Source organism: Janthinobacterium sp. GW821-FHT03A03 (genome assembly GCF_059421435.1).
The window spans coordinates 146,417-160,843 of sequence record NZ_JBWKUZ010000007.1 but is presented as its reverse complement, the minus strand read 5'-3'; the positions used below and the strand labels follow the sequence as shown (position 1 = coordinate 160,843).

Sequence of the window (14,427 nt, the reverse complement as noted above, 5' to 3'; positions counted from 1 at the left end):
ACCTATGACGCGGCGCACGCCGCGCCGGCCTTGGCGGCGACCTGCGGCTTGCCGAACAGCGCGATCGTCAAGGCGCAGCCGAGGGCGAACGCGCCACCCACCACCATCGCGCTCGATACGCCCAGCCGGTCGACGGCCATGCCCCCCAGTAATGCGCCCGACGCCAGCGATACTTGCACAATCGCAACGAAGAGTGCGCTGCTGCCTTCCATCAGCTCCGGCGCCGCCTTGAACATCCACGTCTGCACGGCGATCGGCATGGCGCCGAAACCGAAGCCCCAGACGGCCACCAGCAGCATGGCCGTCAGCGCATGGCTGCCCAGCGCGGCCAGCGCCAGGGTCGATACGCCCAGCACGGCGCCCGTCACCATCAGCGCGGCCCGCTCATGGCGCCCGGCAGCCCAGCCGCCGACGAGGTTGCCGATGAAGCCGGCGGCGCCGTACACGAGCAGCATGGCGCTGACCGTGCCGGCCGCCAGGTGCGAGATTTGCGTGAGGAAGGGCGCGATATACGTGTAGGCGGCGAACTGCCCCGTGAACAGCATGGCCGTGGCGATCAGGCCCAGCCTGGCCTTGCGGATGCCGAAGATCATCGGCAGCTGGCGCAGGCGGACGGCTTGCGTGGGCGGCAGCCGGGGCAGCAGCAACAGCTGGCCGATGAAGACCAGCACGGCGATGGCGCTGGCCGCGCCGAAGGCCACCCTCCAGCCCACCAGCTCGCCCACCAGCGCGCCGGCCGGCACGCCCGCCACCGTGCCCAGCGACACGCCGGCAAAGATGATGGACATGGCGCGCGACGCGTGCCGCGGCGCGACCAGGCGCGGCCCGATGGCGCTGCCGATGGCCCAGAAGCCGCCCACGCCCACGCCCAGCAGGGCGCGTCCCAGCAAGATCCAGCCATACGACGGCGCCAGCGCCACCAGCAGGTTCGAGGCGACCAGCAGGGCCGTCAGGGCCAGCAGCACGATGCGGCGGTCCAGGCGGCCCGAGCCGACGGTGACCAGAATGGCGGCAAACGCGGCGACGATGCCGGGCGTGGTGATCATCAGCCCCGCCTGGCCCTTGCTGATGGCCAGTTCGGCCGCCATGGCCGGCAGCAGGCCGACGGGCAGGAATTCGGAGGTGACGAGGGCAAAGGCGCCGATGCCGACGGATAATACCGCCAGCCAGGGCGCCACGGTGGTATCGTCGCTGGTGGCCGCGGACGGCGCGGAAGAGGGAGTGGATGTCTGCATGTCGAGTTCCTGAAAAGCCGGGGGGTTTTTAACCGGTCGGTATATAATCAGGGCAGGCAGACAGTGTTGTCAATAAATTTTTTACCGAACGGTATGAAACAAGATAAAACAGAGGAAGCGGGCAAGGCGAAAACGGGCCGGCCACGCACGTTCGATGCGGACGAGGCGCTCGATTGCGCCATGAAAGTGTTCTGGGAAAAGGGCTATGAAGGCAGCTCGCTGCCGGAATTGACGAAAGCCATGGGCATGAACCGGCCCAGCCTGTATGCCGTCTTCGGTAACAAGGAGCAGCTGTTCCACAAGGCGCTCGAGCGCTACAGCGATACGCGCATGCAGTTTTTCGATGCGGCGCTGGAGCAGCCGACGGCGCGCCTGGTGATCGAAGCGTTGCTGACGCAGTATGTCGATGCGCAAACAATGCCCGACGGCCCGCACGGCTGCATGGGCGTCAATGCGGCGCTGGCCTGCAGCGACGATGCCTTGCCGATCCGCGATGAATTGTTTGCGCGCCGCCTGCGCGGCGAGATCAAGCTGCGCGACCGCTTGCGGCGCGCCAGGGAAGAAGGGGATTTGCCGGCCGATTCCTGTCCCGAGCAGCAGGCGCGCTTTGTCGTGACCCTGTCGCAGGGCATGGCGATCCAGGCGGCGGCCGGCGTGTCGCGCGAGCAATTACACCAGATGGTGGCCCTGCTGCTGCGTAACTGGCCGCTGTAGCGGGCGCTTCCTCCCCGTTCAGTCGATGGTCCCGGCCAGGTCGCGCGGCGCCTTGCGCCGCCAGGCGGCCGTCAGGGCGGCGGCCAGCATGTCCAGTTCGGCGTCCGCCAGGCACACGGTGATGCCGGCCAGGCGTTCGCCCCACCACAGTTTTTCACAGCCGGCGGGCGTGATCACGGTGGCGATATGCGCCGCTTCCGCATCGAGCAGCACGTTGATGTGCTCGTCGTCGGGCAGGGTGGCAAAGATCTTCCCGCCCACGCGGAAGGCCGGACGGTCGTGGTGTTCTTCCTCGGTGGTGTCGGGAAACGACAGTGCCAGATAGCGTAGTTCTTCCAGGTCGACCATTTCCTCTTTCCCCCTCATCGGACAGATAGCTGCATGTGTGCATTTTGCCATGCTGTTTCGCCCCGTGGTGCAGCGGCATGCGAAAAGAAGTGCGGGCGATGCGACAGTGACAGACCCGTCTGTGGCGCCGCCGCGACACGCCGCAGGCCGCCGGCACGGGCGCGCCGCCCCTGCATCAGGGGGATGCGGGGCGCTTTTTGCCAGCCAGGAAAGTGCTTGTTAGAAAAATATCTTTCATGGTTAAAAGAAAAATACTTTTCTTATGGGGAATTTAAGATAGAATGGCTTCAACGTCTTACCTGACCCGTCAACCGTCTGACTTTGTCCCGGGAACCCGACCCCTTTCCAGGATGCTTGCAGTGCCGCCACGGCACGCCGCAAGTCCGCGATCTTGCGCGGAAGTTACGCTCCCGACCGCTCATCCTTGCAATGCTTGCGCTATGCCGACACGCCTCAATGCAGCGTGTATTCAGCTCCAGCGCCCGTTTGCCGCGCCCACTGAATACTTACTTACTGGATACCATCATGAAAAACTTGCCTAAAATCGCCCTGTCCCTGATCGCCGTCGGTGTGTTTGCCCACGCGAACGCCAGCACCATCACCCTGTCCACCGGTTTCTCGAATGCCGGCGCGCAAGCTTCCGCCGCCGCTTACCAGTCCGTGGTGAACGCCGCCGTGGCCACGCCCGGCGCCGGCTACGGCTCGACGACCATCGCCAGCTATGACAACGTCAACAACAGCGGCCTGTTTGGCAGCGGCTCGAACATTGCCTTCAAATCCGTCATCAACTTTGGCGTCAGCGCGGCCGATGCAGGCGCCTGGAGTTTCCGCAGCGGCGTCGATTTCGGCAAGGGCGGCGCCCTGTTCCTCGACGGCGTGGCGCTGGACTTCAAGAGCAACGACATGTGGTGGGCAGGCAACTACAACAATGGCAGCCAGTTCCTCAGCGGTTCGAGCTCCTTGTCGGCCGGCAACCACACCCTGAGCATCTACGGCCTGGAAGGCTGCTGCGATGGCGGCCAGCAAGCGCAATTCAAGGCCGGCAATAATAATTTCGTCAGCTTCGGCGCCAAGGACGGCTTGATCTCGGCCGTGCCGGAACCGACCACCTACGCCATGCTGCTGGTCGGCCTGGGCTTGCTGGGCTTTACGGCGCGCCGCAAGCAGGAAAGCAATTTCTAAGCTTTTATCGCCGACATGCGCGCCTGAGGGCGCGCGCTAAAAAGCCCGCCCGTCTGCAAGGACGCGGCGGGCTTTGTGCATGCGCGGTCGGCGTCGCTTATTCGTCGCCGTCGTCGTCCGCCTCGCCCCTGGAGGACTTGCCGCGCTCCGCATCGGCGCCGCGCTGCAGGGCGGCCGCATCGCGGAAGAAGGCGTCCGTCGCGTGATCGGGGCTCAGGCGCAGCGCCGGCGGGTAGATCGCGGACATGTACAGTTCATCCGCGAGGCGGCCGCTGATCTGCAAGTTGCTCAGCAGTATCAAGGTCGAGCCGATGATGGCCAGCACCACGCTGACGAGCCCGAAGCGGCGCGGATGCTGGGGTTTGATCGTGCACAAATGGTAGTAGATCATGGCGCATACAATGACGATGAACATATGCCGTCCGTAGCGCGTCAGCAGTTCCAGCGAGAGCGCATACGCAGCCATGTTGCTGCCCAGTTCCCACGCTTCCATGGCCAGCAAGCCGCAGCCGATGATGAACAGGTGGCGGCCGAAGCGGGCCGTGTGGCCGAACAGGCGGTTCGCCACGGCCCAGATGGCGGCCCACACGAGGCCAGCGCCCAGCGCGGAGGCGATGACCATCAGGTAAGAAATCGGATCGAACGCTTCCGCGTCGCCCAGCCAGTTGCTGAAGGCGGCCGAAGCGCCGATCATGACGAGGCCGGCCATGGCGGGGCGCAAGCCTTCCCAGTTGTGCATGGTCGTGTCGCTCAGTTCGGGCGCCACCGGATGGTCGCTGGCGCGCACACGCAGTCGCGTGTGGCCCAGGCGCACGACGCTGTTGCCATCCAGGGCCACCTGCGTCTGGCGCTGGCCGAGGTGGATCACGCCATTCTGGCTGCCCAGGTCGCGCAGCAGGAGGCCGCCTGCGCCATCATCCTCGACGATGGCGTGGGCGGGCGCCGTGTGCGCATCGTCGAGGATGAAGTCATTGTCGTAGCCGCGGCCGATGCGGATCGGCAGGCTGGCGATGCGCTGGCGCCGTTCCACGTCGCCATTTGCGGCGAGGATTTCGATGTGATAGGGCGCTTTCATGGCTTGCGCGCGCCGCTGGCGGAAGGGGCGCGCGACAGCGCTTCGAGGAAGGTGCGGGTGACGCGCACGCCGTTGGCGTAGGACACGCCGCGCGCGTCGATGCGGCTTTGCAAGCTCATCAGTGGCTCATCGGTGCTGGCGGCCAGCAGGGCAAAATCGTACAGGCCGGTAAATTTGCGGTAGGCGCGCACGCACAGGACGGCGCGCAGGGGCAGGGTGGCATTCTTGACGAACTGCTCGGTGCAATGGGGGCCCGTCAGGTTCGCGCTCTTGTAGTTGCCGAAATTTTCGTTCTTGAACGAGGCGCTGGCCAGCTGGGAAAAGCGCAGGGCGCCCAGCTCGCTGCTGCGCAAAAACTCGTGGCGCATCGACACCTGCCCCGTTTGCAGGGCGCCGGAAATGAAGAGGGCCGATTCCATGGCGCAGCTCGTGTTGTCTATCGTGTAGGGCTTGTCGGCTTTCACGTTGGAGCGGCCCCAGCAGCGCATCTGGTCCGATTCGCGCACGGGCACGCGGTACGGGCCCATGGCTTTCAGGCTCAGGGGCGTGTCGAGCAGGCGCGCCAGCATCACGTCCTGGTGCGCCAGCAGCTGGGCCGTCACCAGCGGCTTGAAGTCCTTCGGCGGCTTGCCTTGCTGCGCCGCCTTGGCCAGCAATTGCTGTGCATAGCGGGCCGGCACGAGAAAACTGACGAGTTCGCCGTCGAGGCGTTTCGAGACATTGATGCCGGCGACATCGCCATTCGCCGTGACGCTGGGGCCGCCGCTCATGCCGGAATTGATCGGCCCCGTAAACATCAGCTGGTCGTAGAAGCTGCGCGTGACGACGCCGTTGTACGCGCCTTCCGAAATGGCAAAGCCCAGGTCCAGCGGATTGCCCATCGAATACAGGTACTGGCCCTGGGTCAGCGGCGCCAGCTGCTCGGGCATCTTGAAAAACCCCGTGCCGTGTCGGTTCACGCGCAGCACGGCCAGGTCGTGCAGCACGTCGACGGCCAGCAATTCCACGTTGCCCCGCTGGCCGCTGGTGTCGACCCATTCGCCCACATAGGTATCGGGGTCGAGCGCGAACTGCGACACCACGTGATAGTTGCTCACCACCAGGTCGCCCGTGCCGATCAAAAAGCCCGAGCCCACCGACGACTGCGTGCGGCCGTTTTTCAGCAGCACGCGCACTTGCAGGATGTCGGCGCGCGCGGCCGTGTACAGTTTTTGCGCGGCCGACGAGGGCGGCGGCAGGGCCGCGTGTTCGTTGGCGGCGGGGGCGGCGGTGGCCGGCGGCGGCTTGACGGGAGGAACCGATGCGGCGGAGGCGGCCGGTGCTGCGGCCGGCGCCGCCTGCGCGCCGGCGGTGGCGCACAGGCCGGCCAGCAGGAGGGCGAAGTTAGATAATTTCATGCATCCTTTGTGCGTGAGCGGGAGCACCTGCCCCGGTGGCGCCGCCTGCGCGCCAGTGCGGCAATTACAGGGCGCCGTCTTCCAGCGCCGGCGCCGTCACCGGCGTCATCATGTGGCCCAGCTTGCTTTGCTTGGTATTCAGGTAATGCTGGTTGAAGGCGTTGCGGTTGACCAGCAGGGGCACGCGCTCGGCCACCGTGATGCCCAGCGCTTCCATGGCCGCGATCTTGCGCGGGTTGTTCGTCATCAAACGCAGGCTGTCGATGCCGAATTGCGCAAACATGGGCTTGCACAAGGCGTAATTGCGGGCGTCGGCCTTGAAGCCCAGCTGCTCGTTCGCCTGCACCGTGTCGGCGCCCGCTTCCTGCAGGCGGTAGGCGCGGATCTTGTTGATCAGGCCGATGCCGCGTCCTTCCTGGCGCAAATACAGCAACACGCCGCGGCCTTCCTCGGCGATGCGTTTCAGCGCCCCTTCGAGCTGGGCGCCGCAGTCGCAGCGCTGCGAAAACAGCACGTCGCCCGTCAGGCACTCGGAATGCACGCGCGCCAGGACCGGTTCGCCGTTGCCGACGTCGCCCAGCACCATGGCCAGGTGTTCCTTGCCCGTGGCGTGCTCGACAAAGGCGTGCAGGGTGAACTGGGCCCACGGCGTCGGCAAGGCGCAGGAAGTCGTGTAATCCAATTCGCCTGTCGCCAGGAGGTCTGCGCCGCTTTGCATGGTTGTGCTCATATAAGTAATTGTCAAAAATAAAAGGCGCGCGACACCACTCCGGTGCCGGCGCGCCTTGCCATCATACCAAAAAGCAGGGAAACGTTTTCCCCGGCTGCCATTCGGTCGTTGCAATGTCTGGTGATGAGCCTTACTTAGGGGCACTTCCTCCTTTTACAAGGTCGATGGCTGGCTGTGCCTGGCGGATGCCTCCGCCAGGCACAGTCCATCAGCTGCCGATGCGGCCGCCGTCGTTCTTGGTGATCACGATGGTGGCCGAGCGGGGACGCTTGCCGACGCCGTAACCGGCGTTGGCCGGCCACTGGCTCGTGTACTTGGACGGGTCGCCGATATTCGCCAGCGCGGTGTTTTCGCCCGGATGCTGGATGTTGATGAACATGGTCTTGCCGTCGGGCGTTTCGCTGATGCCCGTGATTTCCGAGCCGACCGGCCCCACCAGGAAGCGCTTGAGCGTGTCGGCCGTGGGCTTCTTGCCGATGAAGGTGTCGACCGCCAGGTTGCCGCCGGCCGCCGTGGCGTAGTTCAGGGTGGACTTGGCGCCGTCGCCCACCTTGCCGGGAATGGCCGCCAGCATCATGCAGTTGGTCACATCCGTGTACGCGCCATCGTCCGTCTGGATCCAGCAGATGCCCGTGTAGGGGCTGAAGGCCAGGCCGTCCGGGCTCGAAAAGTCCTGGTCGGCCGTCAGGTTCGACAGGTTGATCTTGCTGGCGTCGGCGCCGCTCTCGGCGCCAAACAGGTAGACATCCCACGTAAAGCTGGTGGCCGCGGCTGCGCCCGTGCCTTCCTTGAAGCGGATGATATGGCCGTTCGGATTGCCGTTCTGCGCGCTGCTGCCCTTCATGTCCGTGTAGGCGCGCGGGTTGGCGCTGTCGGGCGCCAGCTGCGACGAGCCGCCCGGATTGACGGTGCGGTTCGAGTTGTTGGTCAGCGTGTAATAGATCTCGCCATTGGCCGGGTTGACCGAGCACCATTCCGGACGGTCCATCTTTGTCGCGCCCACGGCGTCGGCCGCCAGGCGGGCATTGACCAGCACGTCGGCCAGGTCGGCGAACTTGTAGGCGCCGTAGGCCTGGATCAGCGCGTTCGACAGGGACAGCTCGATCCACTGGCCGGTGCCGTCGGCGGCCAGCTTGGCCACGTACAGCTTGCCCGAATCGAGGTATTTGTCGCCGGTGGCGATGCGGTCTGCCGGGTTGGCGTCCGCCGCGGCCCAGACGGCCGCCGTGACGAATTTGTAGATGTACTCGTTGCGCGAATCGTCGCCCATGTAGACGGCCAGCTGCTGGCCCACGGTCGGCACGCTGAAGGCGGCGCTTTCGTGCGCGTAGCGGCCCAGCGCCGTGCGCTTGCGGATGGCGCGGGTCTTGTCATACGGGTCCATCTCGACGATGTAGCCCATGCCGTTCAATTCATTGCGGTAGTCGTCGCTGCCGTCGGCTGATGCGCCGATCTTGCTCAGGTTCCAGCGCGCGTACTTGTCGTCGCTGCCGCCCGTTTCCCAGCCGTGGCGCGAAGCGCCGCCCTGGCTGCGGCCATAGCGGTTCAGCGACACCACGGACTTGTCGCCGCGCGCCGCGTTGTCGGTGGCCGAGCGCGTGAAGTAGCCGGCCCAGTTTTCCTCGCCGGACAGGTAGCTGCCCCATGGCGACTTGCCCGTGCCGCAGTTGTTGATGGTGCCGCGCGTCTTGGTGCCGGTCGGCGAGTACTTGGTCACCACGAGGGCATTGCCGCGCACGGGGCCGGCAAGCTCGATGTCCGTCAGCGGCGTGACGCGGCGGTTGAAGGCGGAATCGTTGACGGTGGCCCAGGCGCTGCCCGTCTTCTTGACTTCCACCACGCTCAGGCCGTGGACGGCCACTTCCTTGTCGACTTCGGCGGCGGGGCGCGGCAGCGTGGTGGTGCCGCCATTGACGTGCAGGAAGTGCGAGGACAGCTTTTCGTCCGTGGTCGCTTCGTGGTTCATCGCCAGCAAGCCCCGTTCGGCGCCGGACGCCAGCGGCGCGCCGGCGGCGGACAGGCCGTAGTATTCCATGCCGTCGTGGTGGTCGCCGGCGCGGTTGTCGAAATCGGTATCGCTGCCGTCGTTCTTGTAGGCTGGCGTGGCCGCGCGCAGCGAGTCGCCCAGCGCATACAGGGCCGTGGCCGTGTAGCCGGCCGGCACCGACACGACGTCGGCCAGGCTTTTCGGCACGGCCGTGAAGGCCAGCAGTTTTTCGGGCGTCGGCGTCGGCGTCGGGGTGACGGCGACCGCATCGCTGCCGCCGCCACAGGCGGACAGGCCCATCGACCCCATGACGGCGGTGGCGGCCGTGACGGCGCTGCCGCGCAGCCAGTTGCGGCGGCTCAGGCGGGCGTTCAGGATGCTGTTGAAATGGTTATCGTGGGACGCGTTGCTGTCGATGTCGTTCAGATCGGTGGCGCGGATGGCCAGATCGTTGGGCTTGTTCATGGGCTGCGATGTCCTGTGGTTGCGTGATTTAAAGGCAAGCGCATGATAGTGAGCGTATGTGACGGCCGCATGTCAGTTCGATGACCAAACGGTGACAGGCGGCCGGCCGGACGGGCCCCGTGCGTGACGGGTCCGTCCGGTCAGGCCGCCTTGGCCTTAACTGGCCTGGCGAAAACCGCGCCGAAGAGGGGCAGCTGCCATCAACGAGGCAGATCGAACAGCAGGAATTCCGCGTCTTCCGGCTGGGTAATGATCACGGCCGCCTCCTGCGTCAGTTTCAGCGCATCGCCCGCTTTCAAGGGCGTGCCGTTGACGACCAGGCTGCCGCGGATCAGGTGCACATAGGCGAGGCGGCCTTCATCGAGCGCATGTTCGGCTTGCTCGCCTTCGCGCAGAATGCTGGCGTAGATGGCCGCGTCCTGGTGGATCAGCACGGAACCGTGGCGGCCGTCGCCCGAGGCGATCAGGCGCAGCTTGCCCTGTTTGCTTTCCGGCGAGAAATGCTTCTCTTCATAGCTGGGGGGAATGCCCGTCACGTTCGGCTGTATCCAGATCTGCAGGAAGTGCAAGCCATCCGTGTTCGAGTGGTTGAACTCGCTGTGGCGCACGCCGCTGCCGGCGCTCATGCGCTGCACGTCGCCGTAGTGCAGCACGGAGCCGGTGCCCATGCTGTCCTTGTGCTCGAGCGCGCCGTCGAGCACATAGGAAATGATTTCCATGTCGCGGTGGCCGTGCGTGCCGAAACCCTGGCCGGGCGTGACCCGGTCTTCATTAATCACCAGCAATGGGCCGAAACCCATGTGATTGGCATCGTGGTAGCTGCCGAAGGAAAAGCTGTGGTGGGAATTGAGCCAGCCGTGGTTGGCGGCACCGCGTTCTGCGCTGTGACGAATCTGTAACATGGTGTGCTCCGTTTCTGTAAAGTTAATGTGCGATAATTTCGAAGGACCGTTGCCCGGCATTTGCCGTGACGCCTTTCTGCCCCTCGCTGTACGATGGAGAAAGTATAGGCCGCCACGCGGGGAAAGAAAAACGGAAAATCTACCGTACTATCATCGAAAAAATCGAATGTTAAGACTGAGCCTGGAAGCCCTGCAAATCGTCGACGCCATCGACCGCCGCGGATCGTTCTCGTCGGCCGGCAAGGAGTTGCATAAAGTGCCGTCCACCATTTCCTATACGGTGGCCAAGCTGGAAGACGACCTGGGCGTGCAGGTCTTCCAGCGCAACGGGCCGAAAGTCGTGCTGACGGCGGCGGGGCAGGAGTTGCTGAAGGAAGGGCGCTACCTGCTGAAGGCGGCGCAGGATCTGGAACACCGCGTGCGCAGGGTGGCGTCGGGCTGGGAAACGGAACTGGCCATCGGCATCGACTCCATGTTTTCCGCCGTGGCCCTGGCCGACGACGTGCGCGCCTTTTATGAGGTGGCGCAGCAGACGCGGCTGCGCCTGGGGCAGGACACCCTGTCGGGCACATGGGAAGCGCTGCTGGACCGCAGGGTCGACCTGCTGGTCGGCGCGCCCGGCGACGGGCCGGCCGGCGGCGGCTATATTGCACAGCCGATCGGCATGCTGGACTTTGTCTTCACCGTGGCGCCCACGCACCCGCTGGCGCTGCTGCCCGGCCCGCTGTCGCGCGGCGACCTGCAGCAATACCGCGCCGTGGTGGTGGCTGACTCTGCGCGCCAGCTGGCGCCGCGCACGGTGGGACTGCTGCTGGGGCAGGATGCGCTGACGGTGCCGAACATGCAGGTCAAGTTCGACTGCCAGGTGCTGGGGCTGGGCTTCGGCTTCCTGCCGGGGCCTTGCGCGCGCGCCGCCATCGCCCGCGGCCTGCTGGTGGAAAAGGCCGTGGAAGAGCCGAAACCGTCGGAAACGTTCTACCTGGCCTGGCGCGTGGGCGAGGATGGCGCCGCGCTGCGCTGGTGGCTGGCGCGCATGCGCGATCCCGAAGTGTTCGCGCGGCTGGCGCTGCACCTGCCGGGACGTGCCTGACGCAGCGCCCCGCCATTCGGCGTAGGCCTTAAAATGTTGACATAGGCCAACATTTTCAGGTTACCATATTCACAGTATTTCCATCGTATTTCTGGCCCGACCTCCATGCCCCCTGGTGGGATTTTGATGATTACACAGACCGCAGCGCTCCCGACATTCTTCCTGGCCCCGTTTCCTGCGCGGGGTTGCCGTGCTTGAGGCGAAAGTGGCGCTGTGCCTGCGCCTGGCCCAGGAGGCCCGCGAACAGGCGGGGCCGCAGCAGCTTGCCACCCTGGCGCGCCTGCAGGACGAGCTGGAGCGGCTGCGCGGCGCCAGCCGGCCCGTGGTGCGCGTGGCGCCGGCCGACGCCCTGCTGGAAATCGATCCCGACGGCTTCCTGATCGGCTGGAACCATGGCGCCGAACAGATGTTCGGCTATTCCGAAATCGAGGCGCTGGGCCAGCACATCCTGTTCCTGTACCCGGAAGACGATGCGGAAGCGAGCGTGCTGGAGCTGCATTTCGTGCAGGGCGACGTGGCCACCGATGTGCGCCGGCGCAAGAAGTCGGGCATGGTGACGTGGCTGCGCATGCACCGCCACGTGATCCACGACCAGGCCGGCAAGGCTTGCGGCATGGCCGTGCGCCTGTCCGCGCTGAGCGAACCGCTGTCCGACGTGGACAAGGTGAAGTTGCACGCGCGCATCATCGAAGACAGCGAGCAGGGCGTGCTGATCACGGATGCGGAAGAGCGCATCGTGTCGATCAACAGTTCGTTTTCCCGCATCACCGGCTATTCGCCGGCCGAAGCCATCGGCCGCACGCCGGACTTGCTGCGCTCGGGCGTGCATGACCCCGATTTCCGCGCCAAGGTGCGCGCCGCCATGCGCGGCCACGGCTCCTGGCGCGGCGAGATCATCGGCAAGCGCAAGAACGGCGAACTGTTTCCGCAAGACGTCACCATCAGCGTCGTGCGCGACGAGTACGGCGAAATCAGCCATGTGTTTTCCCTGTTTTCCGATATTTCCGTGCACAAGGACGCCGAGGCGCGCATGCAGCGCATGGCCAACTACGACAGCCTGACGGGCCTGCCGAACCGCTGCCTGCTGAACCAGCTGGTCGACCAGGGCCTGGCCGAAGCGAAGCGGCAAGGCACGCATGGCGCGCTGATGGTCATCGACATCAGCCGCATCGGTTCCATCAGCGACACCCTGGGCCATGAAGTGGGCGACCAGCTGGTGATCGCCATCGGCCAGCTGTTCCGCGGCGCCCTGCGCGACGCCGACATCCTGGCGCGCGTCGACAACAACAAGTTCGTCGTGGCCCTGCTGCACATCGAAAAGCGCGAACACGCGGCCAACGTGGCGCAAAAACTGCTCAACCTGCTCGAAGCACCGATCAATATCGATGCGCACGCGCTGCACGTGGGCGCCAGCATCGGCATCACCGTGTATCCGGAAGACGGCCTGGAAGCGCCGGCCCTGTTCCGCTTTGCCGACGTGGCCGTGGCCAAGGCGGGCCAGACCATCGAATCGACCTTCCTGTTCTACCGCGAGGACATGAACCGGCGGGCCAAGGAACATTTGCGCCTGGAAAGCGAAATGCGACTGGCCCTGGGCGACAAGGAGCTGGAATTGCATTACCAGCCGAAAGTGAGCCTGGCCAGCGGACGCATCGTGGGCGCGGAAGCCTTGCTGCGCTGGAAGCATCCGATGCGCGGCATGGTCTCGCCCGGCGTCTTCATCCCCGTTGCCGAGGAAACCAGTTTAATTTTAGAACTGGGCACCTGGGTGCTGGACGAGGCGTGCCGCCAGATCCGCAGCTGGGAAGACCGGGGCCTGCACATGCCGGCCATCGCCGTCAACCTGTCGGCGCGCCAGTTCGACGAGCAGTTGCCGGCGCGCATAGCGGCCGTGCTCGAGCGCTACGGCGTGCGGCCTGAGCAGATCATGCTGGAAATCACGGAAAGCCTGCTGATGCGGGGCGCCGACAAGGTCATCGACATCATGAACCAGCTGGTGGCCATGGGCCTGGCGCTGGCGCTGGACGACTTCGGCACCGGCTATTCCAGCCTCGCATATTTGAAAAAGTTTCCCATCAGCACACTGAAAATCGACCGCTCGTTTGTCGTCGGCTTGCCCTTCGAGGAAAATGACTGCGCCATCGCCCGCGCCATCGTCACCATGGCGCAGCAGCTGCGCCAGGAAATCGTCGCCGAAGGCGTGGAAACGGCCGAGCAGATGCGTTTCTTGCGCGAACTGGGCTGCGACCAGCTGCAAGGCTATCTGTTCAGCCCGGCCGTGCCGGCGGCCGAGTTCGAACTGATGCTGGGCGAAGGCCGCCAGCTGCGCCTGGGCGAGGCCGTCGCTTAAGGCAGGCCCAGCTTGACCTTTTCCAGCAGGTAATCGAGCATTACGCGCACGCGGGCCGGCACCTGCAGGCCCGGTCCCACGAAGACGGCGTGCACGACCTCCTTGTCGCCCGGATTGTAGTCCTGCAGCACCTCCACCAATTGACCTTGCGCAATGTCGCGCCGCACGTGCTGGCGCGAAAAACGTCCCAGTCCCATGCCCGCCAGCGCCAGCTGGCGCATGCTTTCGCCATCGCTGACGCAGGTATTGCCCTGCGGCGTCACCTGCAACGTTCCTCCGCTCCCGTCGAGGAAGGGCCAGGTTTCGTTCTGGCAGCGGAAGTTGAACGCCAATAAATTGTGTTCGGATAATTCCTGCGGCGTGCGCGGCAGGCCGTGGCGCGCCACGTAGGCGGGCGCGGCGACGACGACCATCGCGTCTTCGCCCAGCTTGCGCGCCACCAGGTTCGATGCCTTCAGCTGGCCTGTGCGGATGGCGATGTCGGTGCGGTCTTCCAGCAGGTCGACGACGGCGTCGCTGACGACGACGTCGAGCACGATGTCGGGATAGCGGCGGGCGAACTCGGGCAGGATGGGCAGCAGCTGGTGCACGCCGAAGGGCACGAAACAGTTGATGCGCAGGCGCCCGCGCGGCGCCGCGCCCTGCGACGCTTCGCCCTGCGACGCTTCGCGCTCGGCGCCGTCGATATCGTCGAGGATGCGCTTGCACTGCACGAAGAAGGCGTCGCCCTCGGGCGTGGTGTGCAATTGCCGCGTGCTGCGCTGCAGCAAACGGGCGCCGAGCCGCGCTTCCAGCCGATTGACGAGCTTGCTGACGGCCGACGGCGTCAGGGCCAGGCGGCGCGCGGCGGCGGAAAAAGCCCCCGTTTCCACCACGGCCACGAAGACGCTCATCTCGAAGGCGCGGTTGATGTCTTGCCTGGCCATTATTGAATCCATTTCACAGGTGTTTC

General features: G+C 65.4%; 12 protein-coding genes. 4 read left to right on the top strand and 8 right to left on the bottom strand.

Features of this window, described 5'->3' with window-relative positions:
• Nucleotides 1–2: 2 nt before the first annotated feature.
• Nucleotides 3–1,235: an MFS transporter gene (locus tag AC07VI_RS15945; protein ID WP_099374946.1), complete on the bottom strand. Its 1,233-nt coding sequence runs from the start codon at nucleotides 1,233–1,235 to the stop codon at nucleotides 3–5.
• Nucleotides 1,236–1,328: 93 nt separating this feature from the next.
• Here AC07VI_RS15945 and AC07VI_RS15940 point away from each other — a divergent pair, with 93 nt between their 5' ends.
• Nucleotides 1,329–1,949 (top strand): TetR/AcrR family transcriptional regulator, encoded by a 621-nt coding sequence (locus tag AC07VI_RS15940; RefSeq protein WP_086146427.1) that lies wholly within the window; start codon nucleotides 1,329–1,331, stop codon nucleotides 1,947–1,949.
• Nucleotides 1,950–1,967: 18 nt separating this feature from the next.
• Here AC07VI_RS15940 and AC07VI_RS15935 read toward each other — a convergent pair whose 3' ends face one another.
• Nucleotides 1,968–2,297 carry an MmcQ/YjbR family DNA-binding protein gene (locus AC07VI_RS15935; protein WP_086146426.1) on the bottom strand — a complete coding sequence of 110 codons (330 nt, stop codon included), beginning with the start codon at nucleotides 2,295–2,297 and terminating at the stop codon, nucleotides 1,968–1,970.
• Between the two features lie 525 nt (nucleotides 2,298–2,822).
• Between AC07VI_RS15935 and AC07VI_RS15930 the strand changes: the two genes are divergently transcribed.
• Nucleotides 2,823–3,479 (top strand): CCXG family PEP-CTERM protein, encoded by a 657-nt coding sequence (locus tag AC07VI_RS15930; RefSeq protein ID WP_086146460.1) that lies wholly within the window; start codon nucleotides 2,823–2,825, stop codon nucleotides 3,477–3,479.
• Nucleotides 3,480–3,576: 97 nt separating this feature from the next.
• On the opposite strand, the gene AC07VI_RS15925 is transcribed toward AC07VI_RS15930, so the two are convergent.
• From AC07VI_RS15925 to AC07VI_RS15905, 5 genes are all read right to left on the bottom strand, one after another.
• Entirely contained in the window at nucleotides 3,577–4,554 is a 978-nt protein-coding gene (locus tag AC07VI_RS15925) for an FHA domain-containing protein (protein WP_099419439.1), read from the bottom strand.
• Nucleotides 4,551–5,951, bottom strand: a complete 1,401-nt coding sequence (locus tag AC07VI_RS15920) for a S1 family peptidase (RefSeq protein WP_086146424.1) — start codon at nucleotides 5,949–5,951, stop codon at nucleotides 4,551–4,553. The genes AC07VI_RS15925 and AC07VI_RS15920 overlap by 4 nt, the downstream gene beginning before the upstream one ends.
• A gap of 64 nt (nucleotides 5,952–6,015) precedes the next feature.
• Nucleotides 6,016–6,669 carry a GTP cyclohydrolase II gene (gene ribA, locus AC07VI_RS15915; protein ID WP_076571963.1) on the bottom strand — a complete coding sequence of 218 codons (654 nt, stop codon included), beginning with the start codon at nucleotides 6,667–6,669 and terminating at the stop codon, nucleotides 6,016–6,018.
• 220 nt (nucleotides 6,670–6,889) lie between these two features.
• Nucleotides 6,890–9,133: a PhoX family protein gene (locus tag AC07VI_RS15910; protein WP_099419438.1), complete on the bottom strand. Its 2,244-nt coding sequence runs from the start codon at nucleotides 9,131–9,133 to the stop codon at nucleotides 6,890–6,892.
• A gap of 200 nt (nucleotides 9,134–9,333) precedes the next feature.
• Complete coding sequence (locus AC07VI_RS15905; RefSeq protein ID WP_086146459.1) at nucleotides 9,334–10,035, bottom strand: pirin family protein; 702 nt, start codon at nucleotides 10,033–10,035, stop codon at nucleotides 9,334–9,336.
• A 166-nt stretch (nucleotides 10,036–10,201) separates the two neighbouring features.
• Here AC07VI_RS15905 and AC07VI_RS15900 point away from each other — a divergent pair, with 166 nt between their 5' ends.
• Nucleotides 10,202–11,125 (top strand): LysR substrate-binding domain-containing protein, encoded by a 924-nt coding sequence (locus tag AC07VI_RS15900; protein WP_086146422.1) that lies wholly within the window; start codon nucleotides 10,202–10,204, stop codon nucleotides 11,123–11,125.
• Between the two features lie 190 nt (nucleotides 11,126–11,315).
• The gene (locus AC07VI_RS15895) at nucleotides 11,316–13,475 is read left to right on the top strand and encodes a putative bifunctional diguanylate cyclase/phosphodiesterase (protein ID WP_086146421.1); all 2,160 of its coding nucleotides are present in this window, start codon (nucleotides 11,316–11,318) and stop codon (nucleotides 13,473–13,475) included.
• Here AC07VI_RS15895 and AC07VI_RS15890 read toward each other — a convergent pair.
• Nucleotides 13,472–14,401, bottom strand: a complete 930-nt coding sequence (locus AC07VI_RS15890; protein ID WP_492995048.1) for a LysR family transcriptional regulator — start codon at nucleotides 14,399–14,401, stop codon at nucleotides 13,472–13,474. The two genes, AC07VI_RS15895 and AC07VI_RS15890, sit on opposite strands and share 4 nt — an antisense overlap.
• Nucleotides 14,402–14,427: the final 26 nt, after the last annotated feature.

Bases quoted from the DNA above. Each gene is read 5' to 3' on its own strand.
- AC07VI_RS15945 (WP_099374946.1), bottom strand. From the start codon at position 1,235: ATGCAGACATCCACTCCCTCTTCCGCGCCGTCCGCGGCCACCAGCGAC.
- AC07VI_RS15940 (WP_086146427.1), top strand. From the start codon at position 1,329: ATGAAACAAGATAAAACAGAGGAAGCGGGCAAGGCGAAAACGGGCCGG.
- AC07VI_RS15935 (WP_086146426.1), bottom strand. From the start codon at position 2,297: ATGGTCGACCTGGAAGAACTACGCTATCTGGCACTGTCGTTTCCCGAC.
- AC07VI_RS15930 (WP_086146460.1), top strand. From the start codon at position 2,823: ATGAAAAACTTGCCTAAAATCGCCCTGTCCCTGATCGCCGTCGGTGTG.
- AC07VI_RS15925 (WP_099419439.1), bottom strand. From the start codon at position 4,554: ATGAAAGCGCCCTATCACATCGAAATCCTCGCCGCAAATGGCGACGTG.
- AC07VI_RS15920 (WP_086146424.1), bottom strand. From the start codon at position 5,951: ATGAAATTATCTAACTTCGCCCTCCTGCTGGCCGGCCTGTGCGCCACC.
- ribA (WP_076571963.1), bottom strand. From the start codon at position 6,669: ATGCAAAGCGGCGCAGACCTCCTGGCGACAGGCGAATTGGATTACACG.
- AC07VI_RS15910 (WP_099419438.1), bottom strand. From the start codon at position 9,133: ATGAACAAGCCCAACGATCTGGCCATCCGCGCCACCGATCTGAACGAC.
- AC07VI_RS15905 (WP_086146459.1), bottom strand. From the start codon at position 10,035: ATGTTACAGATTCGTCACAGCGCAGAACGCGGTGCCGCCAACCACGGC.
- AC07VI_RS15900 (WP_086146422.1), top strand. From the start codon at position 10,202: ATGTTAAGACTGAGCCTGGAAGCCCTGCAAATCGTCGACGCCATCGAC.
- AC07VI_RS15890 (WP_492995048.1), bottom strand. From the start codon at position 14,401: ATGGCCAGGCAAGACATCAACCGCGCCTTCGAGATGAGCGTCTTCGTG.